Origin of the sequence: Ruminiclostridium cellobioparum DSM 1351 = ATCC 15832 (assembly GCF_000621505.1) — a bacterium.
Classification (GTDB): Bacteria; Bacillota; Clostridia; order Acetivibrionales; family DSM-1351; genus Ruminiclostridium; species Ruminiclostridium cellobioparum.
Genome location: NZ_JHYD01000010.1, coordinates 1 through 24582, shown reverse-complemented (window position 1 = coordinate 24582; position 24582 = coordinate 1). Strand labels below are relative to the sequence as shown.

At 40.4% G+C, this 24582-nt stretch carries 23 protein-coding genes; all 23 read left to right on the top strand.

Translation table 11 applies throughout. The annotated features are described in order from the left end of the window. Positions 1-28 precede the first annotated feature (28 nt). The 23 genes from mtrB (at position 29) to cas2 (ending at position 24438) form a co-directional block, all read left to right on the top strand. Complete coding sequence (gene mtrB / locus T344_RS0106830; protein ID WP_004625468.1) at positions 29-262, top strand: trp RNA-binding attenuation protein MtrB; 234 nt, start codon at positions 29-31, stop codon at positions 260-262. Positions 263-282: 20 nt separating this feature from the next. Further along, positions 283-486, top strand: coding sequence for an LAGLIDADG family homing endonuclease (locus tag T344_RS0106825; protein ID WP_004625460.1), 204 nt, complete (start codon positions 283-285; stop codon positions 484-486). Between the two features lie 166 nt (positions 487-652). Beyond that, positions 653-1084, top strand: coding sequence for an acyl-CoA thioesterase (locus tag T344_RS0106820; RefSeq protein WP_027628074.1), 432 nt, complete (start codon positions 653-655; stop codon positions 1082-1084). Positions 1085-1241: 157 nt separating this feature from the next. Next, the gene (gene pgsA / locus T344_RS0106815) at positions 1242-1802 is read left to right on the top strand and encodes a CDP-diacylglycerol--glycerol-3-phosphate 3-phosphatidyltransferase (protein WP_027628073.1); all 561 of its coding nucleotides are present in this window, start codon (positions 1242-1244) and stop codon (positions 1800-1802) included. Between the two features lie 300 nt (positions 1803-2102). Beyond that, positions 2103-2987: a DUF5685 family protein gene (locus tag T344_RS0106810; protein ID WP_027628072.1), complete on the top strand. Its 885-nt coding sequence runs from the start codon at positions 2103-2105 to the stop codon at positions 2985-2987. Continuing rightward, positions 2971-3612, top strand: coding sequence for a DnaJ domain-containing protein (locus T344_RS0106805; protein WP_027628071.1), 642 nt, complete (start codon positions 2971-2973; stop codon positions 3610-3612). The genes T344_RS0106810 and T344_RS0106805 overlap by 17 nt, the downstream gene beginning before the upstream one ends. Positions 3613-3678: 66 nt before the next feature. Continuing rightward, positions 3679-4194 (top strand): hypothetical protein, encoded by a 516-nt coding sequence (locus tag T344_RS0106800; RefSeq protein ID WP_004625448.1) that lies wholly within the window; start codon positions 3679-3681, stop codon positions 4192-4194. A 171-nt stretch (positions 4195-4365) separates the two neighbouring features. Then, positions 4366-4656: a hypothetical protein gene (locus T344_RS0106795; RefSeq protein WP_004625456.1), complete on the top strand. Its 291-nt coding sequence runs from the start codon at positions 4366-4368 to the stop codon at positions 4654-4656. Positions 4657-4832: 176 nt separating this feature from the next. Continuing rightward, a complete protein-coding gene (locus T344_RS0106790; RefSeq protein ID WP_027628070.1) occupies positions 4833-5381 on the top strand; it encodes a helix-turn-helix domain-containing protein in 549 nt (182 codons plus the stop codon). A 20-nt stretch (positions 5382-5401) separates the two neighbouring features. Continuing rightward, positions 5402-7081, top strand: a complete 1680-nt coding sequence (locus T344_RS0106785) for an AMP-binding protein (protein ID WP_027628069.1) — start codon at positions 5402-5404, stop codon at positions 7079-7081. Positions 7082-7126: 45 nt separating this feature from the next. Further along, positions 7127-9505 carry an endonuclease MutS2 gene (locus tag T344_RS0106780; RefSeq protein WP_027628068.1) on the top strand — a complete coding sequence of 793 codons (2379 nt, stop codon included), beginning with the start codon at positions 7127-7129 and terminating at the stop codon, positions 9503-9505. Positions 9506-9734: 229 nt separating this feature from the next. Continuing rightward, positions 9735-11552 (top strand): translational GTPase TypA, encoded by a 1818-nt coding sequence (gene typA / locus T344_RS0106775; protein ID WP_027628067.1) that lies wholly within the window; start codon positions 9735-9737, stop codon positions 11550-11552. Positions 11553-11780: 228 nt separating this feature from the next. Continuing rightward, positions 11781-13061 (top strand): endolytic transglycosylase MltG, encoded by a 1281-nt coding sequence (gene mltG / locus T344_RS0106770; protein ID WP_027628066.1) that lies wholly within the window; start codon positions 11781-11783, stop codon positions 13059-13061. Positions 13062-13128: 67 nt separating this feature from the next. Continuing rightward, positions 13129-13794: an O-methyltransferase gene (locus T344_RS0106765; RefSeq protein ID WP_027628065.1), complete on the top strand. Its 666-nt coding sequence runs from the start codon at positions 13129-13131 to the stop codon at positions 13792-13794. Then, complete coding sequence (locus T344_RS0106760) at positions 13791-15011, top strand: peptidase U32 family protein (RefSeq protein ID WP_027628064.1); 1221 nt, start codon at positions 13791-13793, stop codon at positions 15009-15011. The genes T344_RS0106765 and T344_RS0106760 overlap by 4 nt, the downstream gene beginning before the upstream one ends. Positions 15012-15358: 347 nt before the next feature. Beyond that, positions 15359-15709, top strand: coding sequence for a type I-C CRISPR-associated protein Cas8c/Csd1 (locus tag T344_RS0106755; RefSeq protein WP_027628063.1), 351 nt, complete (start codon positions 15359-15361; stop codon positions 15707-15709). 773 nt (positions 15710-16482) lie between these two features. Further along, positions 16483-18912: a CRISPR-associated helicase/endonuclease Cas3 gene (locus tag T344_RS0106750; RefSeq protein ID WP_027628062.1), complete on the top strand. Its 2430-nt coding sequence runs from the start codon at positions 16483-16485 to the stop codon at positions 18910-18912. Positions 18913-18922: 10 nt separating this feature from the next. Continuing rightward, positions 18923-19663, top strand: a complete 741-nt coding sequence (cas5c, locus tag T344_RS0106745) for a type I-C CRISPR-associated protein Cas5c (protein ID WP_027628061.1) — start codon at positions 18923-18925, stop codon at positions 19661-19663. Beyond that, positions 19647-21596, top strand: coding sequence for a type I-C CRISPR-associated protein Cas8c/Csd1 (gene cas8c, locus T344_RS0106740; protein WP_027628060.1), 1950 nt, complete (start codon positions 19647-19649; stop codon positions 21594-21596). The genes cas5c and cas8c overlap by 17 nt, the downstream gene beginning before the upstream one ends. 2 nt (positions 21597-21598) lie before the next feature. Next, on the top strand, positions 21599-22456 hold the full coding sequence (gene cas7c / locus T344_RS0106735; protein ID WP_027628059.1) for a type I-C CRISPR-associated protein Cas7/Csd2: 858 nt from the start codon (positions 21599-21601) through the stop codon (positions 22454-22456). After that, a complete protein-coding gene (cas4, locus tag T344_RS0106730; protein ID WP_027628058.1) occupies positions 22443-23111 on the top strand; it encodes a CRISPR-associated protein Cas4 in 669 nt (222 codons plus the stop codon). The genes cas7c and cas4 overlap by 14 nt, the downstream gene beginning before the upstream one ends. Next, positions 23108-24139 (top strand): type I-C CRISPR-associated endonuclease Cas1c, encoded by a 1032-nt coding sequence (cas1c, locus tag T344_RS0106725; RefSeq protein ID WP_027628057.1) that lies wholly within the window; start codon positions 23108-23110, stop codon positions 24137-24139. The genes cas4 and cas1c overlap by 4 nt, the downstream gene beginning before the upstream one ends. An 8-nt stretch (positions 24140-24147) precedes the next feature. Next, positions 24148-24438: a CRISPR-associated endonuclease Cas2 gene (gene cas2, locus T344_RS0106720; protein WP_027628056.1), complete on the top strand. Its 291-nt coding sequence runs from the start codon at positions 24148-24150 to the stop codon at positions 24436-24438. The last annotated feature ends 144 nt before the right edge of the window (positions 24439-24582 follow it).

Sequence of the window (24582 nt, the reverse complement as noted above, 5' to 3'; positions counted from 1 at the left end):
AATATAATATAAATGTCGAGGTGGTTAAATGGACAACCTGGAAGATAAAATATCCGGCGAGTACGTTGCGGTCAAGGCAGGGGAAAACGGAGTTACAATTATCGGTTTAACACGTGGAAGGGATACTAAATTTCATCATACCGAGAAGCTTGATAAAGGTGAATTGCTTTTAGCACAATTTACTGAAAATACTTCTGCGATAAAAATAAGAGGCAAAGCCACTGTTTATTGCAGATATGGTACTATTCAATGCGGTGAATAACAATTTGAAAGGTAGTGTAGATGATAATGTGGACAGTGGTATACATGGCCCAAAGCAAAGAAGTAGCAAACCAGCTGCAGGAGCTTTTGTCCAACGAAGGTATTCTTGTTAAACTTAGGCCCATTAGCAAGAATCACGAAAATAATGATAATTACTTTGAAGTTCTTGTTCCTGAGGCAGAAGTTGAGGAAGCACATAGCGTTATTATAGAAACGGGTTATTGATACAGAACATTAAAAAATAGCTCCGCGCTTATTAGCCCGGGGCTATTTCTACATATAAATATATGTAAAATTTTTTAAATATTGTATTTTTCCGATAAAAAAATATAATTTTTATATCCATGCAACATATAGCGTTAAATTACGTAAAATGAAAGGAATGATAAAATTGTTATATGTAGATATACCATTGACAGTCAGATATGCTGAGACGGACAGGATGGGAATTGTACATCATTCCAACTATCCTGTTTGGTTTGAAGTCGGGAGAACCGAATTTATAAGACAAAACGGAATATCATATTCAGAAGTTGAAGGACAGGGAATACTCCTGCCGCTTCTGGAACTAAAGTGCAAGTTTATAAGCTCCTCCACCTATGAAGACAAAATTATTGTAAGAACCAGTATAAAGAGCTATACAAAGGTCAGATTAAACTTTTATTATGAGGTGTTTAAGGAGTCGGACATGAATAATCCCATTACAACCGGAGAGACGGTACATGTCTGGACAAATGCCGGTTTAAAACCTATTAATCTGCAGAAGTATAACGAGGAGCTCTATAATATAATTGTAAAGAATTCTGCGGGTGAAACCCGGTAATAACTTTACCGTAAATACATAATTTAACCGGTTATGCCAGATTATTTATGTAAAGAAAGAAAAGCTTGTATTATTTTGTTGTTCTATGATAAACTATGTTTACTTGTTCTTTCAGTAAAATTCTGTCAGGTTTTAAAAAGTAACGGGTGGTGTGCAGGTGAAAAAAAATATTCCAAATTTATTAACATTAATAAGGCTGTTAATTGTCCCTGTCCTGGGTTATTTCCTTTATTTTGAACATTATATTCCGGCAATGATACTTTTTGCATTTGGTGGCTTCACTGATGTACTGGACGGATATATAGCCAGAAAGTACAATTTAATAACAAAATGGGGAAAAGTTTTTGACCCTCTGGCAGACAAATTAATGCAGATAACGGCACTGATTTTTTTAGTATTACATCACTTTATACCCATAATTGTCCTGGTTATAGTTATTATCAAAGAAGCATTGATGCTGACCGGAGGCATTATGCTTTACAGAAAAGGGAAAACGGTTATCGGTGCAAACTGGTACGGCAAACTGGCTACGGTTCTGTTTTACTTCGCAATACTTGCCACAATAATACTCAGTCTCGACAGCCTTAAAAATGTGTATACGGCAATCGCCATTAATATTGCCCTGGGACTGGCAGTGGTATGCACGTTGTTTGCCCTGGCGATGTATATTTTGATCTATTACAGGTTTTCAAAAAACTATGAAAAAGAGAAAAAATAAAGAAAATCGGATTGTTTAATTAAAGCTGATATAAAAGGTACACTATACAGGTGTATCTTTTTTATGCTGCTGATTAGTTGATTTCAGAGTATTTAACTGATATATTGAAAAATAGATAAAAAATAAAGACTTTACTTAATTGTATTGATGAACAGATTAAATATATGAAGATAGTTACATTATATCTAAAAAAAATTAATGTCTGCATTTAAAATGTTAATAAATTAGTAACAATTATATGTTATTATATATAGAAGAGCTTTAACAAATTTTAAGTTGAATCAAGCCTGGGAGGAAAAATTGTTCGGTTATATAATGCCGGAAAAGCCGGAATTAAAAATTAAAGAGTTTGATATATACCGCGCCTATTATTGCGGAGTTTGCAAAGCAATAGGGAAAAGGCACGGTCAGCTGAAAAGGATGACGCTGACCTATGACGCGGCATTTCTTGCCATGCTTTTATGCTCCTTATTAAAGATAGAGACCAGGCTGGTTAAGGAACGCTGCATGGTTCATCCTTTAAAAAAATCCTTTGTCACTTATAATGAAATAGTAGATTATTCTTCCGACATAAATATAATTTTGGCGTATAATAATATAAAGGACAAGTGGACCGACGACAAGTCAAAGGCGGCGTTGGCCGGGATGGCGGTTCTCAGCCGGGAATATAAAAAGTTGGTGTTAGAATACTCCGGCAAGTGTGCTATAATAGAGCAAAGACTCAGTGAATTGTCACGGCTGGAGAGAGAAGGCTGTGCCTCGTTGGATGCGGCGGCAGAGCCGTTTGCAAAGCTTATGGAAGAGGTTCTGGACTATGAAAGTCTGGAGGATGATATCAGGCAGGTATTGAGATGGATGGGCTACAATATCGGGAAATGGATTTATTTAATTGATGCTTTTGATGATCTTGAAGAAGATGTAAAGAATTCAAGCTACAATCCCCTTTTGTTGCATTTCAAATACGACGGCAGCGGTGAAGATATTCCGGCTTTTAAAGATCGCATAAAAAGCCAGGTGGAATTTACCCTGCTATATTGTCTCAGAGAAGCGTCCAAGGCTTTTGAACTGCTTGATGCAAAAGAGAATAAAGGTATTTTGGAAAATATATTATATATTGGAATGTTAAGCAAGACAGATAAAATTTTATGCCGGAGGAGTTGTGGTAATTGTGAAAAATCCGTATGAGGTACTGGGAATAAAAGAAGGTGCATCAGATGAAGAAATTAAGAGAGCATACAGGGAGCAGGTCAAGAAATATCATCCTGACCAATACCAGGATAATCCCCTTTCCAAGTTGGCTGAAGAGAAGCTCCGCGAGGTTAACGAGGCTTATGAATATCTGACCGGCAAGGGACAGACTGCCAAAACAAGCAACGGCTGGAGCGGCAGGAGCGCCTATGCTGGAGGTCAGGGAAGCTATACACCGGGAGCCCAGGGAGCAGGAGAGGGCAGTTTCAGACAGGTCAGATTGTATATAAACAGCGGAAATATTGCCGCAGCCGAGTCAATGCTTGAAAGTATATCTGAAAAAAGTGCGGAATGGTTTTATTTGCGGGGCTTGATATTCATGAAAAAGGGCTGGTATAACGAGGCCATGATGAATATACGCCAGGCCTGCAATATGGACCCTTCAAATTATGAATACAGGGATGCCTTGAACAGGATGAATACAAATAACAACATGTACCGTGGGAATGCGTACAACAGGGGATACGGAGCAGGTCCCAGCTTCTGCGATATGTGCATGTGTGCATGGTGCTCGGACTCCATGTGTGAATGCCTGGGCGGCGATTTGATCGGATGCTGCTAGGGAGGTATGTCTTGAAAGACTTTGCTGTTGCGGCTCAAAGCCGTAACATGGCTTAGGAGGTTAAAAATGAACAGTGGCTCGAGAGTCAAAAGAATCACTCTGAGTGGGATACTGCTTGCATTTACCGTTATCAGTGTCTTTTTGGCAGCAACACTTCCCACCAGTAAACTGTCCCTATATGCTTTAAGTTCATTGTTTATGGCAGTAATAATAATCGAGTTCGGAACAAGGGCAGGCTGGGCATTCTATCTGGCTTCGGCAATATTATCCGTATTACTTGTGCCCAGGCTTGAGGTAATCCCGTTCATTGTATTTTTTGGGGTATACGGACTGATAAAGCTGTATATTGAAAGAATCCCCGGCAGGGTTATTGAATATGTTTTGAAGCTGATATACTTTAATATCTGTCTTGCGCTGGGACTTTTCTTTCTTAAAGAAATCATATTGGGCGGTATAAACCTTACGGCTCCGGTCTATATAATCGCTGCCGTATTGGAGCTTGTATTTTTGCTATATGATTACATTTATACCTTGTTCATAAGATTTTATGGCAGCCGGTTGAAGCAGAAACTGAAAATATAGACAATTAAAACATTTGACTCTTCAATTGCAGAGTGCAATGGAATAATATAATCTGAGAAATAATTGAAAACAGACGCTGTGTATATTACAATATTTGTAAATACCCAGCGTTTTTACGTATAGGATTTATAAAAAAACCAGGATGAACAAGTATTCCTGGTAGGAGGAATCATGACACCAGCCTTTTCTTATTCAATTGCAGTTTTCTTTATTATTCTGATTGCAGGCTGTGCGGTAAATCTGCTTGTGCAGCACTATATATTTCAACTGCTTGGCATAGCTTTCTTTTTTACATATATAATCATAAATTCCGCAGTCTATGTGGAGAACACCTTTGATGTAACCTTCATCGAATTATTCTATAGATCTCTGCCCTCGCTTTTTGGTATTTCAGCCTGTCTTATAAGTATGACACTTGGTTTTTGGATATTTCCCTCAATCAGAAATAAAATCAGGGATTAGTCCCCCTGTGACCAGAAATTTTTATAAATAATTAGTATTTGCCGCATATACAGGGCTTGTGCTATAATTAAAATGTTTGCTTAATGGAATAATTATGAAATTTTTCCGGGCACATTGAGATTGGCATATGCCTATTTTTGTTTGTAAAAATAATTTAAATTGAAATGGAGACTGTCATGAATGAAAAAGTTAAGGATATCGCATTCAGAATCAAAGGTCTGAGATTGTTGGCGGGTTATACCGAGGAAGAAGTTTCAAAGGCCGTCGGACTTAAAACAGATGAATACTCCAGGTATGAAAATGCCCGGGATGATATCCCCGTCAGTATTTTGTATGAGCTGGCCGACTATTACAATGTAAATATGACCGAAATACTGACCGGAACTTCACCAAAGCTTCATGACATTTGTTTTGTTAAAAAAGGAGAGGGCTTGAAGGTTGAAAGATACGATCAATACAGCTTTGAAAGCCTTGCATATAAATATTCCGGCAGAAAGATAGAGCCCATGTTTGTTGTGCTGGACCCGGACAACAGTCCTGATATGGTATCACATAAGGGACAGGAGTTTAATTACTGTCTTGAAGGCAGAATGCGCGTAATAGTCGGAAAAGAAGTCTTCGATATGGAGCCCGGTGATTCATTGTACTACAATTCGACCATTCCTCACAAAATGGTTGCACTGGACCGAAAAGAAGCAAAATTCCTGACAATAATCCTTCTATAAAAAATTACCGGAGGTTAGCTATGAGCCTGGATATTAGATACCTTGAGAGGGCTGAATTCAGTTCCTATGAAGACTTTTGCAATAATTTCAAATTAAAAGTACCTGAGAATTTTAATTTTGCTTATGACATAATAGATGAATATGCTGTTTCCGAGCCTGACAGGCCGGCGCTTGTCTGGTGTGACGACCATGGCGGTGAAAAATATTTTACCTTCGGGGATTTGAAATACTGGTCTGATAAAACAGCCAATTATCTCAAGGCAAAGGGAATCTGCAAGGGAGATAAGCTTATGTTCATATTGAGAAGAAGATATGAATTCTACTTCTTTGCCTTTGCTGCCATGAAAATCGGAGCAATTTTCATCCCTTCAACAAACCAGCTTATGAAAAAGGATATAGCATACAGAAATAACGCTGCAGGAGTAAAGGCCATAGTGGCCTTCAACGACGGGGAAATAGTTGAACATGTTGAAAGTGCCGCTATGGAATCGCCAACTGTGAAAACATATATTATGGTTGGGGGAAAGAACGGGAACTGGCTGGATTATGACAATGAAATCAAGGATACCCCGGAAATTTGGACAAGGCCCGAAGGGGTTTACGATACCTGCAACAGGGATATGATGATTATTTATTTCACCTCGGGCACCACCAGTATGCCTAAAATGGCAGTGCATGACTTTACATATCCTCTTGGACATATTGTTACCGCAAGGTATTGGCAGAGGGTACAGGACAGGGGACTGCACCTGACTGTCGCCGATTCGGGCTGGGCGAAGTTTGCCTGGGGTAAGCTCTTCGGTCAATGGATCTGCGGAGCGGTCCAGTTTCTGTATGATATGGACAGGTTTGATCCCTGCAAACTTCTGGAGAGGATTGAGAAGTATCAAATAAGGACTTTTTGTGCTCCGCCTACCATATACAGATTTATGCTGCAGAATGATATATCAAAATATAATCTATCTTCACTGGTTCATTGTTCAACTGCAGGGGAACCGTTAAATCCGGAGATTTTCAACAGATTCAGAAAAATTACCGGACTTGAAATACTCAACGGTTTCGGACAGACTGAAACCACCGTTATTGTGGCCAATTATGAATGGTTGAAGGTGGACCCCGGTGCCATGGGAATGCCCAATCCTGCATATGATATTGATGTTGTGGATGAAAACAACAATTCCTGTCCGGCCGGCGAAGAGGGTGAACTGGTTATCAGGGGAGTCGATTCGGCCAAGCCTGCGGGACTTTTCTGCGGTTACTACAGGGACCCCGAAGCAACTGCGAAAGTGTGGTACGATGATACCTATCACACAGGTGATGTGGTTTACAGGGATGAGCACGGCTTTTTGTGGTTTGTGGGAAGAAATGACGATGTTATAAAGGCCTCGGGATACAGGATCAGTCCTTTTGAAGTGGAGAGCGCATTAATAGAGCATCCTGCCGTTGTCGAGTGTGCCGTAACAGGCGCTCCCGATGCTGTAAGAGGAACTGTTGTGAAGGCCACCGTTATACTTGCAAAGGGTTATGAGTCCACCGACCAATTGAAAAAGGAAATTCAAAACTATGTAAAGAACAATACTGCGCCTTATAAATATCCCAGAATAATTGAGTTTGTGGATGAATTGCCGAAAACAATTAGTGGGAAGATAAAAAGGGCACAGCTCAGACACGATGATCACAGGAAATTTGAGTCTACATAAGAAAAAGAGGGCCGGTTTCCTGTACAGGAAAGGTAAGAGTTAACTATGAATGATAAAACACTAAGAGTACTGGAGTATGAAAAAATTATAGATAAATTAAAAGGCCTGACTGCCTCCGAGTTGGGAAGGGAACTTGTTGAAGGGCTTGTACCCCAGACCGACTTCAATACCGTGGAAAAAATGCTGGCTGAAACCAATGATGGCGTCGGCTGCATTGTAAGGCGCGGCTCACCGCCCCTGGGAGGGATACATGACATCAGAGCCAGCTTGAAGAGACTTGATCTGGGAGGCATACTGAATCCGGGTGAGCTGCTGAAAATCGGAGGAGTACTCCGGGCCGCGAGAAGGCTTAAGGGCTATGTGAATGACAAGCTTGATGAAAGCAGGGAAAGTATTGTCAATGAGTTGATTTCCTGTCTTGAATCAAATCAAAGGCTGGAACAGAAAATAGATATGTGTATTATCAGTGAAGAAGAAATCGCGGATAATGCAAGTCCCGCACTCAACAACATCAGGCGGCAGATAAAGGAGCAGCAGGCTTCCATAAAGAACAGGCTCAATGATCTGATCCGTTCGTCAAAATACCAGAAATATATACAGGAATCTGTTGTTACAATGAGAGGGGACAGATATGTCATTCCTGTCAAGCAGGAGCACAAGAACGATATTCCGGGTCTGGTCCACGATTCTTCTTCAAGCGGAGCCACTCTGTTTATTGAGCCGATGGGTGTGGTAGAAGCGAATAATGCCATCAAGCAGTTAAAAATAAAGGAAATGGCCGAGATAGAGAGAATCCTTGCGGAATTGTCCCAGGATGCCTCATTGATATTGCCGCAGCTGAATGCCAATATGAGCATTATGGCAAGGCTGGATTTTATTTTTGCAAAAGCAAAGCTTGCGACTGATCTGAATTGTATTTGTCCAGGAATAAACCAGTCCGGAAAAATTATTATCAAAAAGGGAAGACATCCCCTGCTTGATCCCAAAACGGTAGTTCCCATAGACTTCTGGATCGGGGATAAATTCAGCTCGCTTATTGTAACAGGCCCTAATACCGGCGGCAAGACCGTATCCCTTAAAACTGTGGGCTTGTTTACGCTGATGATGCAAAGCGGTCTGCTGGTGCCTGCCAATGAAGGAACGGAAATGAGCGTATTCGAAAGGGTTTATGCCGATATCGGAGATGAGCAGAGTATCGAGCAGAGCCTGAGCACCTTCTCCTCACATATGAAAAATATTGTTGATATTCTCAAGAATGTCAACGGCAGGTCGCTGGTGATGTTTGACGAGCTGGGCGCAGGAACCGATCCCACCGAAGGAGCCGCACTTGCAATGTCAATCCTGGAGTGCCTCCATCAGATGGGAGCCACTACCCTTGCCACAACACACTACGCCGAATTGAAGGTTTATGCCATTTCAACCGAGGGTGTTGAAAATGCCTCCTGCGAATTTGATGTTGAAACCTTGAGACCCACCTATAAGCTGCTGATTGGGGTTCCAGGCAAAAGCAATGCTTTTGCCATATCAAAAAGGCTGGGACTGACCGATGATATCATAGAGAGGTCAAAGGAATTCCTCTCCCAGGAGGACATCCACTTTGAAGATATTTTGTTAAGCATAGAAAAGAACCGCAGTGAAGCCGAAAGGGAAAAAATGAGGGCTGAGAGCTACAGGCTTGAAGCCGAAAGGCTTAAGAAGGACCTGGAGGAGCAGAAAAGCAGGCTGGCGGCACAGAAGGAGAGTGAGCTACGCAAGGCAAAGGAAGAGGCCAGGCGTATTCTTATGGACTCAAAGCGGCAGGCCGAGGAGCTTGTATCCGAAATGAAAAGGCTGGCAAGAGAGCAGGAAGAGGCCGAGGTCAGAAGACAAACCGAAGAGCTCCGCCAAAAACTGAACAGGAGTATCAGCAGTCTGGATGATTCCCTTGTAGAATCCATCATGCCTAAAAAGGGTCTGGTCAAGCCGCCCAAGAATCTAAAACCCGGAGATTCGGTGCTGATAGTTAATTTAAACCAGAGGGGAACAGTGATCTCAATACCTGACAAAAACGGAGAGTGCCAGGTGCAGGCCGGGATAATAAAGCTGAATGTCCATATATCAAATCTGAAGCTGGTGGATGAACAGAAACAGCAGCTTCAAAGAACCGGTATGGGCAGGATCGGTGTTTCAAAGGCCAGGGATATGTCCTCCGAAATAGATTTGCGCGGAATGCTGCTGGATGAGGCCATAGATGTGGTTGACAAGTATCTTGACGATGCGAGCATAGCAGGCCTGGGAGAAGTCACACTGATTCACGGAAAAGGTACCGGAGCATTGAGGGCCGGGCTGCAGCAGCATTTGAAGCATAATCCGCATATAAAAAGCTTCAGATTGGGAAAACTGGGTGAAGGAGAAAGCGGTGTTACCGTGGTGGAAATAAAATAACGGGTATCCATTATGCTTTATAAAAGGCCCCTAATAACTTGAAATTCCGTTAAATATGTACGATTGACATTTTGGACTCATTAAATTAAAATTATTGGGGGTTTTTTTCGTAATGGAATTATACTGAATAGATTGGACGATATGATTGAAACAATTTTTGGTTACTTTCTATTTGGATATTTATATATTTAATCATTTTAAAAGCTAAAGCTTATGAAGGAGAATTTTTGTGGATATCAGACAGGATATAAGAAATATTGCAATAATAGCCCACGTTGACCATGGTAAGACAACACTTGTTGACGCCATGCTCAGACAGAGCGGTATATTCAGAGAGAATGAGGCCGTAGCCGAAAGAGTAATGGACTCCAATGATCTTGAAAAGGAAAGGGGTATTACCATCCTTGCAAAAAATACCGCTGTCAACTACAACGGTATCAAGATCAACATAGTTGATACACCCGGCCATGCCGATTTCGGCGGAGAAGTTGAACGTGTTCTCAAAATGGTGGACGGGGTTCTTTTATTGGTGGATGCTTTTGAAGGCTCTATGCCCCAGACCAGATTTGTTTTGAAGAAGGCTCTTGCACTTAATTTGAAGCCCATAGTGGTAGTCAATAAGATTGACAGACCTGAAGCCAGACCCGATGAAGTTGTCGATGAAATAATCGAGTTATTTATCGAATTGGGAGCCGACGACGATCAGCTCGAATTCCCGGTGGTTTTCGCCTCCTCAAGAGAAGGCTTTGCCGTATGCGATCTGGGCGGGGAGAGGATTGATTTAAAACCTTTATTTGATATGATCATTGAAAAGGTTCCGGCACCAAAGGGTGATCAGTCGGGAACACTTCAGCTGCTGGTATCCAATATTGACTATGATGAATATGTTGGAAGAATAGCCATAGGAAGAGTGGAAAGAGGTTCCATAAAGCTTGGACAGCAGGCAATAATATGTAAAAAGGAAGGCCAGGTCCTCAATGCCAGGATAACCAAGCTCTACTGTTATGAAGGGCTTAAGCGTATTGAAACCAATGAGGCCAAAATAGGTGATATTGTCGCAGTTTCAGGTGTCGGAGACGTAACCATAGGTGATACCATCTGTGATGTGGGAGCACCTGAACCGCTGCCTTTTACCGCCATTGATGAACCTACCCTGTCAATGACCTTCAGTGTAAATAACAGTCCGTTTGCCGGAAGAGAAGGAACTTTTGTAACATCAAGGCATGTCAGGGACAGACTTTTTAAGGAACTGGAAACGAATGTAAGCCTGAGGGTTGAAGAAACCGACTCTGCCGACGCCTTCCAGGTTTCAGGAAGAGGAGAACTCCATCTTTCAATATTAATAGAAACTATGAGAAGACAGGGATATGAGTTCAACGTCTCAAAGCCTACGGTCATAAATAAGGAAGAAGACGGAGTTTTAATGGAACCTATCGAGTATCTGATGATCGACGTACCCGAGGAATACATGGGCGTTGTCATGGAAAAGCTGGGTACAAGAAAATCTGAAATGGTAAATATGACTTCTGCCAATCAGGGTTATATGAGGCTGGAATTCAAAATACCGGCCAGGGGCCTGATCGGCTATAGATCGGAACTTATGACAGATACAAAGGGAAATGGAATAATGAATCACGTATTCCACGGTTATGAGCCCTATAAGGGTGACATTGCCACAAGGCAGAGAGGTTCACTTGTTGCGTGGGAGGACGGAGAAGCGGTAACCTACGGTCTCTTCAATGCCCAGGAAAGAGGAACCCTGTTCATAACTCCGGGAACTAAGGTTTACGAGGGTATGATAGTGGGAGAAAATGCAAGATATGACGACCTGGTGGTCAATGTATGCAAAAAGAAACATGTCACAAACATGAGGGCATCTGGTTCGGATGAAGCACTGCGTTTGACTCCTCCAACAGTCCTCAGCCTGGAGCAGGCACTGGAATTTATTGCAGATGACGAACTGGTTGAAATCACACCCAAGAATATCCGCTTGAGAAAGAGGATTCTTGATACCGAAATGAGAGCAAAAGACAGAAGCAAAAAATAAATACCAAAGTTGAGATTACCGATGTAAAGCAGTCAGCTTGCATCGGTAATTTTTCAGTTGCAGGCTTTATAAATTTCAGATCAGACATTTGGTGGAAAAGGAAAGTATAATTTCCTGTAAACCACTAATTGTGGACAAATACAAAAAAAAATATTATAGTATTTATTATAGATGTGCCGACAAAGGTGCATTATGTCTTTTTGATCATTAGAATGGAGTCACGTATTAATGAGTAGAAAATTGAAAGTTGCAGGACTTGGTATTTTATCAATAATCATCGGAATATTTTTATCTGTTCCCAATATCATGAACTATGTCAGAACCATACTCAAAGGTTATGATGCCCATTACGGGGCGCTTAACGCTTTTCTTACCGTAATTGGGCTTGTGATGGTGTTCTTCGGAATATTTGTTATCTGTGCAGGTCTTAAGCGGCTTGCATTTGTACTTGCCAGCATACTGGTATTTCTGTTTATTTTTTCGGTGGGAGCAATTTATTCCTACAAAAGTACGGTGGAATCTTCCAAAGACGATGTGGTGAAGGAAGCCTTAAAGATTCCGGCCGATTCCAAGGGTGCTGTACTTGTTGACATACCTATGGGCTCAGATACCAATGACATCGCTGAAATACTTGGCGGAGAGGGAATTATAAACAAGCCTCAGATATTCAAACTGGTTTCAAAGCTGAATGGCTATGACGGCAGATACCAGGCAGGTACGCATGTATTGACAAAGGGGCTTGAATTGGACACAATCATGAACATTCTTATAAGCAAGCCCGAAAGTGTCAAGATTACAATTCCTGAGGGCCTGACTTACAAACAGATTGTTCAGACCTTTGTTAAAAAAGGGCTTGCAATAGAGGACAAATTTGATTCAGCAATGAAATATGAGAAATATGACTTCGATTTTGTTAAGCAGATAAGCAGTGTAAATAACCGGCAGTTTATGCTGGAGGGTTATTTATTCCCCGATACATATGAGTTTGCCATGAATGCCAGTGAAAAAACCATTATATCGGTAATGCTTCAGAATTTCAATAATAAACTTACAAAAGAGCATTATAAGCGGGCCAAGGAGCTTGGCATGTCAATGGATGAAATAATTACTCTTGCATCAATAGTGGAAAGAGAAGCGAGCAGCAGCAACGACAGAAGGCTGGTGTCGGCTGTCTTCCACAAGCGTTTGCAAAGCAAGGATCAAAATCTCAGAAAATTACAGTCATGTGCAACCATACAGTATATTTTCCTGAATACCGAAGGAAAAGTACATGAAAAGCTGACATATGAGGATACTACCATTGATAATCCTTACAATACCTATATTCATCCCGGGCTGCCGCCCGGACCGATTTGCTCTCCGGGTATGGATTCCATAAATGCGGCTTTGTATCCCGATGAAGACACCGATTATATGTTCTTCATCGCAAAAGGGGATGGAACAACCAAGTTTACAAAGACTTATGCTGAACATTTAAAAGCCATGAAGGAATATGGCTTGGCAAAATAAAAACTGGGGTGGCTGAGCCACCCCAGTTTTATGGTCAAGACTTAACGGGACAAAAAGGACAGTCGACATGATAAACTATGAATATATAAATGATTACATCAGAGCAACAATTAAACCTAATTCGGGGCTGCTGGCAGAACTTGAAAAGTACGCGGCCGAAAATCATGTCCCCATCATACAGCCTGAAGTGGCTGCCATGATGAAGGTGCTTGGGAACATGAACCGCCCGGGAAGAATCCTTGAGGTGGGCACGGCCATAGGCTACTCCTCAATACTGTTTTCAGGTTTTCTTAAACCGGGCGGAATTATTGATACCATTGAAAGAAATGACCTGATGATTGAGCTTGCCAGAAAAAACATAAAATCCGCAGGCCTTCAGGATACTATCAATGTTATTGCCGGAGATGCCATGGAAGTGCTGGGCTGTCTGGACAAGCAGTACGATATGATATTTTTGGACGCTGCCAAGGGCCAGTACAGCGAATTCCTTGAGCAAAGCAAGAGGATGCTTGTTCCAGGGGGACTGCTGGTTTCGGATAATGTGCTTTACAAGGGTATGATAGCCACGGATGAATTGGTTGTCAGACGCAAAAAAACAATTGTGACACGTATGAGGAGCTTCCTGAAAAAGCTCTGTCAGGATGAAAGCTTTGAAACCGGAATAATCCCAATTGGAGATGGTGTTGCGCTGAGCTATAAGAAAAATATGGAACAAATATCGGAGGAAGCATGAAAAAGGTTGAGCTGTTAGCTCCTGCTGGGAATTTGGAAAAACTTAAAATGGCAATATTATATGGTGCCGATGCCGTTTACATCGGAGGGCAAAGGTTTGGTCTCAGGGCATCGGCCGACAATTTTTCCCTTGAGGATATGAGGGAGGGGCTTGAATTTGCCCACGAAAGAAACTGCAAGGTCTATGTCACTGTAAATATAATACCCCACAATCAAGATCTGGTGGGATTGCCGGAATATATAAAACAACTGGATGAGCTTGGCGTTGATGCGGTAATTGTATCCGACCCCGGAATTTTTAATATTGTGCGCAGTACTGCACCGGATATGGAAATACACATCAGTACACAGGCTAATAACACAAATTATATGAGCGCCAAGTTCTGGTATGATTTGGGGGCAAAAAGAATAGTTGTCGCAAGAGAACTGTCCTTTGACGAGATAAGGGAAATGGCTGCCATGACTCCAAAAGATCTGGATATCGAGGCCTTTATACATGGTGCCATGTGCATATCCTATTCGGGGCGCTGCCTGCTCAGCAACTACATGACCGGCAGGGACTCCAACAAGGGGGCATGCTCGCACCCGTGCCGCTGGAAGTACCAGCTGGTTGAAGAAAAGCGTCCGGGTGAATATTATCCTGTATATGAGGATGAAAGAGGAACCTATATATTCAATTCAAAGGATTTATGCATGATTGAACATATTCCGGAGCTGGTAGAATCAGGCATATTCAGTTTAAAAATAGAAGGAAGGATGAAAAGCTCCTTCTATGTTGCCACTGTCGTAAGCGCCTACAGAAAGGCGATAGATGCCTATATGTCCGATCCGGAAAACTACAGGTATGATCCCGAATGGCTGGCGGAGCTGTCAAAGGCAAGCCACAGGGAGTATACCACAGGCTTCTATTTCAACAAGACCACAGGAGAGGACCAGATATACAATACCAGTTCATATATCAGGGATTATGACTTTGTGGGAATGGTCCTGGAATATGACAGGGAGACCGGAATTGCCAAAATCGAACAAAGGAACAGGATGATCGTGGGGGATGAGATCGAGGTTGTGGTCCCGGGAAAGGATTATTTTGTACAGATTATAGAAGCTATGAAAAACGATGAAGGAGAGAGCATAAGGACAGCTCCCCATGCGCAGATGATTGTATACATGCCTGTGAAGCAGGAAGTTGTACCTTTTACAATATTGAGGAGGAAATAGAGCTGATGATTTTTTTAAAAAAATAATTATAAGGGATATAAGGCTTAAAACTTTTATGAAAAAGCGCTATGCATAGTTATTTTCTATATAACTATGCATAGCGCTTTTTTTTACATAACACATAATCTTATTTAAATCCACAAAATATTTTAAATTGTTAACAAAAATTTAAAATATTTTGACTTTTAAAAAAATTATAGCAGTTGTCATAAAATTAGTCAAAATCAAATAATATTGACAATAATTAACAGATGAAATATAATTAGTTTAAAATAAAATAAAATTTATTCAAGATAATGTGATATAAAAAATATGATTTTAATTTATCATGAAATAGGGGGTTGACAATGCCGTTAAATAAAAAAAATAAAAACAGAGCATATGTATTAGGAAGACTTTTTGCGGTTTTGGAGGATGCACAGCAAGAGAATATAGGTGAACAATTAAAAGTGACAATCAGAGATAGATACTTTATACCTGCATGTACGATGCCTGGAAGTGTTTTTCCAATATTAATAAAGTTTTATATACATAACCATAAATATAAAAAAGGAATGGATTTTTATATATGCAAAATTATAGATATGCTGGATATGAAGAAAAATCCGATTCCTGCTCATTTGTCACTTGAAGAACAAGGAGTTTGGATTTTGGGGTATTACCATCAAAAAAGTGCATTATGTAAAAAGATAATATGAAAAATATAAAAAGATTAATGCCCCTGCTAAAATAAGGTGCGAATGTGGAGAGAACATTAAAAGCTAAGTACATTTGCACACCTTATTTTAGCAAAAGTTTGCTGGATTTTATATCATATTCATAAGAAGTATTTTGAAAACATTGATTGATTATTAAAATATTGTATAATTTGTACAGTTTAAATTAATACTTCTTGTTTACTTTTGCTGTCGCTCCTCTCGTAGGAACGTGGATTGAAATTTGTGACATTTCTTTCGTTTGACGTAACTGTTTTAGGTCGCTCCTCTCGTAGGAACGTGGATTGAAATTGACACAGGTATGGTAAGGCCTTTGAGAGTATCAGGTCGCTCCTCTCGTAGGAACGTGGATTGAAATTGGATGATTCGCACGAAACGTGGTTTTTTTTATGTCGCTCCTCTCGTAGGAACGTGGATTGAAATTGACACAGGTATGGTAAGGCCTTTGAGAGTATCAGGTCGCTCCTCTCGTAGGAACGTGGATTGAAATTGGATGATTCGCACGAAACGTGGTTTTTTTTATGTCGCTCCTCTCGTAGGAACGTGGATTGAAATCAAGAGCTGATTGTAGTTGCTGGGAAAATTGGCATTGTCGTTCCTCTCGTAGGAGCGACGGTTTAACAATTAAGTAAATCAAAATTAGCATATACTGTGAATTATTTAAATCAAATTGATTGATTTGTAAAAATAACAGTATATAATAGGAAATAAGTAATAAATTAGTATATTATTATAATAATTCACAGGAGAAGGCTATGTTTATTGCTCATATCAGAAAAAACGACGGAGTTAGACAAAGTGTAAAGGAGCATATTGAAAATGTATCGCAATTGTGTTCAGAATTCTGTAAAAAAATTTCACTCGAAAATACTGGAAAGCTAATAGGGCTTCTTCATGACATGGGGAAGGGAACCGAAGCCTTTAAAGTATATATCATATATTGTTTCCTCAACCCGGAGGACAAGTCGCGGAGAGGTTCTGTAGACCATGCTACCTCAGGTGCAAAATTTATCTATGACACTTTTTTTAGTTCCAAAGATTCTTATGAAAAGCTGGCGGCTCAAATTATAGCTTTGGCAATATGTTCACATCATGGAGGGCTTATTGACTGTATTGATATGAACTTAAATGACAAATTTACTTCAAGAGTGAAACCTGACAAGCTTAAATTTAATTATGATGAAGCATTAAACAATTTTTTTGAAGAATGTGCAAGCCGGGAAGAGATTGAAAAATTATTCAAACAGTCGGCTCAAGAAATAAAAGAAATAATAATAAAAGTAAGAGCAATTTACAACAATAGAGAATTTGGATTATACTCTGCAGGCGCTCTGGAAAAGTTCCTGTTCAGTTGCCTGATTGATGCAGACAGATATGATACATACAGATTTATGGCAGAAAAGGAAAACCCGGAGACTCTAAAAAATATTGATATAGACAAGCTCTGGGAAGAACTATTAGTAAATTTCAACAAGGAATTGGATTTGCTCCCCCAAAAAACTAAGGTGGATATGCTGCGCAGTGAAATATCTCTGTCCTGCAAGGAGTTTGCTGTCAATAAACCCGGAATATATCAGCTTCTGGTGCCAACAGGAGGAGGAAAGACCCTTTCAAGTCTGCGGTATGCTCTGGAACACGCGAAGCAATATAGAAAAGAAAGGATATTTTACATAATTCCTTTTACCACAATAATAGATCAGAATTCAAAAGATATAAAAGCTTTTCTCGGCAGAGAGGACATTGTCCTGGAACATCATTCAAATCTCGTTGTTGACAATGATGATGAAGATTACAAGCTGTTGACAGAAAGATGGGATAGCCCCATTATACTGACAACAATGGTCCAATTTCTTAATACATTGTTTAAAGGCGGAACTCAAAGCATCAGAAGAATGCACAATTTTGCAAATTCAATAATCATATTTGACGAAATTCAGGCTATTCCAATTAAGTGCATTAATATGTTTAACTTTGCAGTAAACTTTTTATCTAAAATTTGTAACGCAACAATAATTCTTTGTTCAGCCACCCAGCCCTTGCTGTCCGGAACAGAAAGGCCGATTCTGCTGGAAGAAAAGTCACAAATAATCAAAGATGCAAACGATAAATTCAAGGATTTTAAGAGAACTCAGATTATTCCCCAAATACGTGCCGAGGCGTACTCCTGTCAAGCTTTAAAGGACTTTGTAAATGAAATAATAGAAGGAAAGCAAGATAAAAATGAAACAAATAGCGTATTAGTAATTTTAAATACAAAAAAGGCGGCAAAAGAACTATTCAGAACTATTGACGCCGAAAATTCCTTGCTGCCCGAAGAAAACCAGGCAGTGGTATTCCATTTGAGCACTAATATGTGTGCTGCTCACAGAATGAAAATACTTGGCACAATAAGAAAAGTTCTTGGAAAAAGAAAGGTAATATGTATAAGCACCCAGTTGATTGAAGCGGGTGTGAACATTTCTTTTAAATGTGTCGTGCGGTCTTTAGCCGGCCTGGACAGTATTGCACAGGCGGCGGGTCGGTGTAACAGGCATGCAGAGAACGACTGCGGAAATGTTTTTATTGTAAATATGGACCAGGACAGTGAAAATGTCAGCAAGCTGCTGGAAATAAAGGCAGGCCAGCAAACCACGTACCACATACTTACAGAATATGAGAGAAATCCGGAAGCTTTTGACAATGATTTGATATCGCCTAAGGCTATTAAAAAATACTTTCAATATTATTTTCATGAATTGAGATTACACATGGATTATACTTTGCCAAAACCAAATGCAGATAAAAACATGTTTGATTTGTTGTCAGGGAACAGGGGAGTGGTTGGAGCATACATTGAGAAAAACCAGGTAAAGCCTGAGTTAGTGCTTCACAATTCCTTTAAAACCGCAGGAGATTGTTTTGAAGCCATAGACCAAAACACCAGGGGAGTTATTGTTCCTTACGGCAAAGGTGAGGAACTGATTATAAAAATTAATGGCAGATGCAATCTGACAGATTTAAAAAGATATTTAAAAGAAGCACAGCAGTATTCTGTTAATTTATATGATTTGGAATTTAAGAAATTGGAAGCTATAGGGGCTATTGTCCCATTGAATAACGGAGGTGTGCTTGCACTCAGAACAGGCTTTTATGATGAGAACACTGGAGTTACTGAAGAAGAACAGCCTAAATTTTTAAATTGTTGAGGTGAAGAAGATGGAAAAAGAGAACACTGTGGAATTTATGGTCAGCGGAAGGTATGCGCTTTTCAGTGACCCCATCAATAGGATGGGAGGTGAAAAGCTTTCATACCAGATTCCAACATATCAGGCATTAAAGGGAATCCTGGAAAGTGTGTATTGGAAACCAACTTTTATATGGTACATTGACGAGCTGAGGGTTATGAATTATATAAAAACCCAATCCCAGGGAATTCGTCCAATAAATTATACCGGAGGGAACACACTGTCAATTTATTCATACCTGGTAGATGTACAATATCAGGTTAAGGCTCACTTTGAGTGGAATTACAACCGGCCTGAATTAGAGCAGGACAGAAATGAAAACAAGCACTATTTAATTGCAAAAAGAATGATAAAAAGGGGCGGAAGAAGGGATATCTTCCTTGGCACGAGAGAATGCCAGGGATATGTTGAACCCTGTAAATTTGGAGAAGGTGAAGGGAAATATGACAACTATGGTGAGATATCTTTTGGTTTGATGTTTCATGGCTTTGATTATCCTGACGAAGCATGTGGTGAAGTTGGCAGGGACAAGATGGTGGCGAGGCTATGGGTTCCTATAATGATAGACGGCTATATACGATTTATTAGACCCGATGAATGTGAGATAAAAAGGGAGTTGGCTGCTATGAGAATGAAAGAATTTAATGAAAATAATTTCAGTGGGTTAAAAGAATTTGAAGAGGGAGGAGAAATACTTGGGATGGATTGGTAAGCTCTATGATACATATGAAAATTGTAAAAGTGAAGCCGGGGTGCCAAGAACAGATGGTAAAACCCCACTGCTCCCAATTGCGCATTCTACGCAGAATGCTCAAATAGAGGTTGTGCTTGATGACTATGGCAATTTTCTGAGGGCTAGGACTCTGGATAAAGGGGAGGAAACAACCATAATTCCTGTCACTGAGGATTCAGCTTCGCGAAGCAGCGGAATTGCTCCGCACCCACTTTGTGACAAACTCCAATATGTGGCAGGGGATTTTTCCGATTATGTTAAAAAGGAGAAGGGAGCTGAGTTTTATAATAGGTATATTGACCAGTTGGAAGATTGGTGCAATTCGGAATATAAAAATAAAAAAGTATGTGCTGTTTTTGAGTATTTAAAAAAGAAGGGTCTCATAGCAGATTTGATTAATAGCAAAATATTGGTCAGTGGTGAGGATGGCTTAATAAAAAGTGATATCAAATTTGGAACAGTGGCCCAGCCAGACGTATTTATAAGGTTCAGGGTCGAGAGTGATATAGATGCAGGCGGAGATTACGAAACAGCAGTATGGCTGGATAACAAGGTTTATGACAGCTATATAAAGTATTACTTGAGCAGGCAGAAGGAAACAGCTTTGTGCTATGTAAGAGGAATTTCCATTCCCTGCTCTGAAAAGCATCCCTCCAAGGTAAGAAGCTCTGGGGACAAAGCAAAGCTCATATCGGCAAATGATGAAAGTGGTTTTACATTTAAGGGGCGGTTTTATGATAAAAAGCAGGTAGCAAGTGTTGGTTATGAAACCTCTCAAAAGGCTCATAATGCACTCCGGTGGTTAATTGATATCCAGGGTTATAAGTTTGGAAATCCAAAAGATGGAGAAGAAGTTATTGTTGCATGGGCAACCGGAAATCAAAAGCTTCCGCAATTGTTGGAGGACACAGATGATATATTCGGAGAGGACGAAACCCCACTGCCAATAGTAACAACGCAAAAGGAGTATGCAAAAAAACTTAATAAGGCTATTGCAGGTTATGAATTTGAGTTGGACGCTAATGCAGATGTAGTGATAATGGGACTTAATTCTGCAACTACAGGAAGGCTCTCTATTACCTATTATAAGGAACTGAAAGGGCCGGATTTTCTGGACAGGCTTTATAAGTGGTATGAAACCTGCAGCTGGAGGCACAGCTATAAAAGAATTCCAGACGGGGTTGACGAAAAGGGAAAGGCAAAGTACAAGACAAAGCCCTTTGTGGGAGCTCCTGCACCCAGGGAAATTGTAAGGGCGGCATTCGGTGTTGAAAGAAATGAACGGCTTGAGGTTGATGACAAGCTTATGAAGTCGACTATAGAGAGGCTGCTGCCATGTATTGCTGATGGTGCAAGAATGCCGTATGACATTGTAAAGGCAGCAGTTAACAGGGCATCCAATCCGGTTTCAATGAGCCGGTATAACTGGGAAAAAGTATTAAGCATAGCCTGTGCGCTTGTTAAGAAGCACGATAGAAATAATGAGGAGGAGTGGGACATGGCACTTGATGAAAATCAAACGGATAGAAGCTATCTTTTTGGAAGGCTTTTGGCTATAGCTCAAGAAATTGAAGAATGGGCAATCAGGAATTCCGGTGAAAAAAGGGATACAAATGCTGAAAGGCTTATGCATCAGTTTAAGCTTCATCCATATAAAACCTGGAGTATATTAAATGATAAGCTGAGGCCCTATATTTCCAGGCTGGGTGAAAGTGGCCGGGGGCTGGTTAAAAAAATTTCAGATGTAAATTCAAAGATATCCTTTGAGGATTTCACAACCAGGGAAGCACTGAAGGACAGCTATTTATTGGGGTATCATTGCCAAAGGCAGGTATTTATTGATGAAATGAATAAAAGGATCGAGGAAAATAACAAGAAAAAACTTGAAAATATCAAAGAGGAGGACTTGTAATTATGGGTATATTAAAAAACAAAATTGATTTTGCTATTATTATTTCGGTGAAAAATGCAAATCCAAATGGTGATCCCCTGAATGGAAACCGTCCGAGAGAAAATTATGATGGTTTTGGGGAAATTTCTGACGTTTGCATAAAGAGAAAAATCCGAAATAGGCTACAGGATATGGATAAAGAGATATTTGTCCAGTCTGATGAAAGAAGAACTGATGGTTTCAGAAGCTTGAAAGACAGGGCAGATGGTTGTCCGGAATTAAAGAAATTAATTAAGGATAAGGAGCAGTATGCTGCCTATGCCTGCTCTAAATGGATAGATGTGCGGAGCTTCGGGCAGGTGTTTGCCTTTAAAGCGGGAGAGGATAATTCTGTTTCTATAGGTATAAGGGGGCCTGTATCGGTACATTCGGGTGTAAGTGTTTCACCCATTGAGATAACAAGTATTCAGATTACAAAAAGTGTAAATGGAGAAACAGGCAAAGATCCGGACAAAAAAAGTCCAGATACTATGGGTATGAAGCACAGGGTTGATTTTGGTGTTTATAAGGTTGTTGGAAGCATTAATACACAATTGGCATCTAAAACGGGATTTAGTGAAGAAGACAGTGAGCTTATCAAGGAGGCCTTAAAAACATTATTCCAAAATGATTGCTCATCAGCAAGGCCTGAGGGCAGTATGGAGGTATGTAAGCTTTATTGGTGGAAGCATAGCTGTGAGATGGGACAATACTCTTCCGCAAAAGTACACAGGAGCTTGAAAATTGAACCAAAGGTAGAAATGCCTAAGGACATAGAGGATTATTCAATTGTTTGTGATGAATTGGAAGGATTAAAGCCGGAAGTTTATGATGGAATATAACGAAGAAGATTTCCTGTTATTGTCCGGTATTCAACATTTCGCTTTTTGCAGGAGGCAGTGGGCACTGATACATATTGAACAGCAGTGGCAGGAAAATTTGAGAACTGTTGAAGGAAACATACTTCATGAGAAGGCACATGACGACGGCTTCTCTGAAAAAAGAGGAGACATTATTATTTCCAGAGGCATGGCTGTTTTCTCCAGGACACTGGGAGTCAGCGGGGTATGTGATATTGTTGAACTGCACAGATGTGCCGACGGTGTGACCATATTCGGCAGGGAAGGCTTGTACAAACCGGTTCCGGTGGAGTATAAGCGGGGAAAACCAAAGGAAAATGAAGCGGATATCCTGCAATTATGCGGACAGGCAATGTGCCTTGAGGAAATGCTTTTGTGTGAAATAAAGGAAGCATATATGTTCTACGGTGAGACAAGGCACAGGTTAAAGGTCGTGCTGGATACGGATTTGAGGGAACGGGTAAGAGACACCTTGCATGAGATGCATGAGTTGTACAACAGAAGGTATACTCCTAAGACAAAGCCCTCTAAGAGCTGCAAGGCATGTTCGTTGGCAGATATTTGCCTGCCTAGGCTGTGCAAGAATCCTTCAGTATCAAAATATATTAAAGACAGCCTTAAAGAGGTAGAAGAATGAGAAAACTGTTAAATACTGTTTATGTAACTTCACCGGACGGTTACCTGTCGCTGGATGGGGAAAACCTTGTTATTCTGAAGGGTGACCTAGAGGCCGTACGTATTCCTATGCATAATCTGGAAAGTATTATTGCCTTTGGTTATACCGGTGCCAGTCCGGCATTGATGGGTGCATGCGCAAAACGCAATATTGCACTGAGCTTTATGACACAGAGTGGCAAATTTTTGTCCCGGGTTGTTGGAGAGGTCAGGGGAAATGTAACTTTAAGGAAATCACAGTACAGGTTATCCGAAAGTAATGAAGATAGTACAAAAATAGCCAGGAATTTTATATTCGGTAAGATCTTTAACGCAAGATGGATTATCGAACGTGCAACCAGAGATTATTCCGAGAGGCTCGACACGAATAAGCTTAAAAAGGTGTCGGCGGGATTGGCAAATTCATTAGGCTTTGTTCTGGGAAGTGAGAATCTAGAGGAGTTACGTGGTTTCGAGGGGGAGGCTGCAGCCCAGTATTTTAGTGTTTTTGATGACTTGATACTTCAACAAAAACAGGAATTTTTCTTTTGCGGAAGGAACAAACGCCCTCCTCTTGATAATGTAAATGCAATGCTGTCATTCATATATACGTTGCTTGCACATGATGTTGCAGCGGCATTGGAAACAGTGGGACTTGATCCCTATGTGGGCTTTATGCACAGGGACAGACCGGGAAGAATATCTCTTGCGCTGGATTTAATGGAGGAATTGCGCTGTGTTTTTGCAGATAGATTCGTAATTTCTCTCATTAATAAAAGGGTAGTCAATTCTGGCGGGTTTACTCAAAAAGAGGATGGGGCCGTCATAATGGACGATGATACGCGTAAAACGATTTTACAAGCCTGGCAGAGCAGAAAGCAAGAGAAAATTACTCACCCGTTTTTGCAGGAAAAACTGGAATGGGGCCTTGTGCCATATACTCAGGCAATGCTCCTGGCTAGGTTTATTCGTGGAGATTTGGATGAATATCCTCCATTTTTGTGGAAGTAGGTGATTGGATGCTGGTACTTATTACTTATGATGTAAATACCGAAACTGAAGCCGGAAAAAGACGGTTGCGCCGCGTTGCAAAACAATGCGTCAATTATGGCCAACGTGTCCAGAATTCTGTATTTGAATGTGTCATGGATGCAGCAAAGTGCAGGGAAGTTAAAAATAAGCTGGAAAAAATTATAGACAAAGACAAGGATAGTCTCAGATTTTATTATCTGGGGAATAACTACAAAAGCAAGGTTGAGCATATAGGTGCCAAAGAGTCATTTGATGTTGAGGGTACCTTGATAATTTAGTGCGAATGCGAAGTGAACATTAAAAGCCAGGTACATTCGCACCGGATTTTAAATATAATTTTCTAAAAATTGTGCAATTATTTGTATTTGTTATGTATTAAAACGATTGATACCGCTCAAATATTGTATAACTTATACAATTGA

Bases quoted from the DNA above. Each gene is read 5' to 3' on its own strand.
- mtrB (WP_004625468.1), top strand. From the start codon at position 29: ATGGACAACCTGGAAGATAAAATATCCGGCGAGTACGTTGCGGTCAAG.
- T344_RS0106825 (WP_004625460.1), top strand. From the start codon at position 283: ATGATAATGTGGACAGTGGTATACATGGCCCAAAGCAAAGAAGTAGCA.
- T344_RS0106800 (WP_004625448.1), top strand. From the start codon at position 3,679: ATGAACAGTGGCTCGAGAGTCAAAAGAATCACTCTGAGTGGGATACTG.
- T344_RS0106795 (WP_004625456.1), top strand. From the start codon at position 4,366: ATGACACCAGCCTTTTCTTATTCAATTGCAGTTTTCTTTATTATTCTG.
- T344_RS0106790 (WP_027628070.1), top strand. From the start codon at position 4,833: ATGAATGAAAAAGTTAAGGATATCGCATTCAGAATCAAAGGTCTGAGA.
- T344_RS0106785 (WP_027628069.1), top strand. From the start codon at position 5,402: ATGAGCCTGGATATTAGATACCTTGAGAGGGCTGAATTCAGTTCCTAT.
- T344_RS0106780 (WP_027628068.1), top strand. From the start codon at position 7,127: ATGAATGATAAAACACTAAGAGTACTGGAGTATGAAAAAATTATAGAT.
- mltG (WP_027628066.1), top strand. From the start codon at position 11,781: ATGAGTAGAAAATTGAAAGTTGCAGGACTTGGTATTTTATCAATAATC.
- T344_RS0106765 (WP_027628065.1), top strand. From the start codon at position 13,129: ATGATAAACTATGAATATATAAATGATTACATCAGAGCAACAATTAAA.
- T344_RS0106760 (WP_027628064.1), top strand. From the start codon at position 13,791: ATGAAAAAGGTTGAGCTGTTAGCTCCTGCTGGGAATTTGGAAAAACTT.
- T344_RS0106755 (WP_027628063.1), top strand. From the start codon at position 15,359: ATGCCGTTAAATAAAAAAAATAAAAACAGAGCATATGTATTAGGAAGA.
- T344_RS0106750 (WP_027628062.1), top strand. From the start codon at position 16,483: ATGTTTATTGCTCATATCAGAAAAAACGACGGAGTTAGACAAAGTGTA.
- cas5c (WP_027628061.1), top strand. From the start codon at position 18,923: ATGGAAAAAGAGAACACTGTGGAATTTATGGTCAGCGGAAGGTATGCG.
- cas7c (WP_027628059.1), top strand. From the start codon at position 21,599: ATGGGTATATTAAAAAACAAAATTGATTTTGCTATTATTATTTCGGTG.
- cas4 (WP_027628058.1), top strand. From the start codon at position 22,443: ATGATGGAATATAACGAAGAAGATTTCCTGTTATTGTCCGGTATTCAA.
- cas1c (WP_027628057.1), top strand. From the start codon at position 23,108: ATGAGAAAACTGTTAAATACTGTTTATGTAACTTCACCGGACGGTTAC.
- cas2 (WP_027628056.1), top strand. From the start codon at position 24,148: ATGCTGGTACTTATTACTTATGATGTAAATACCGAAACTGAAGCCGGA.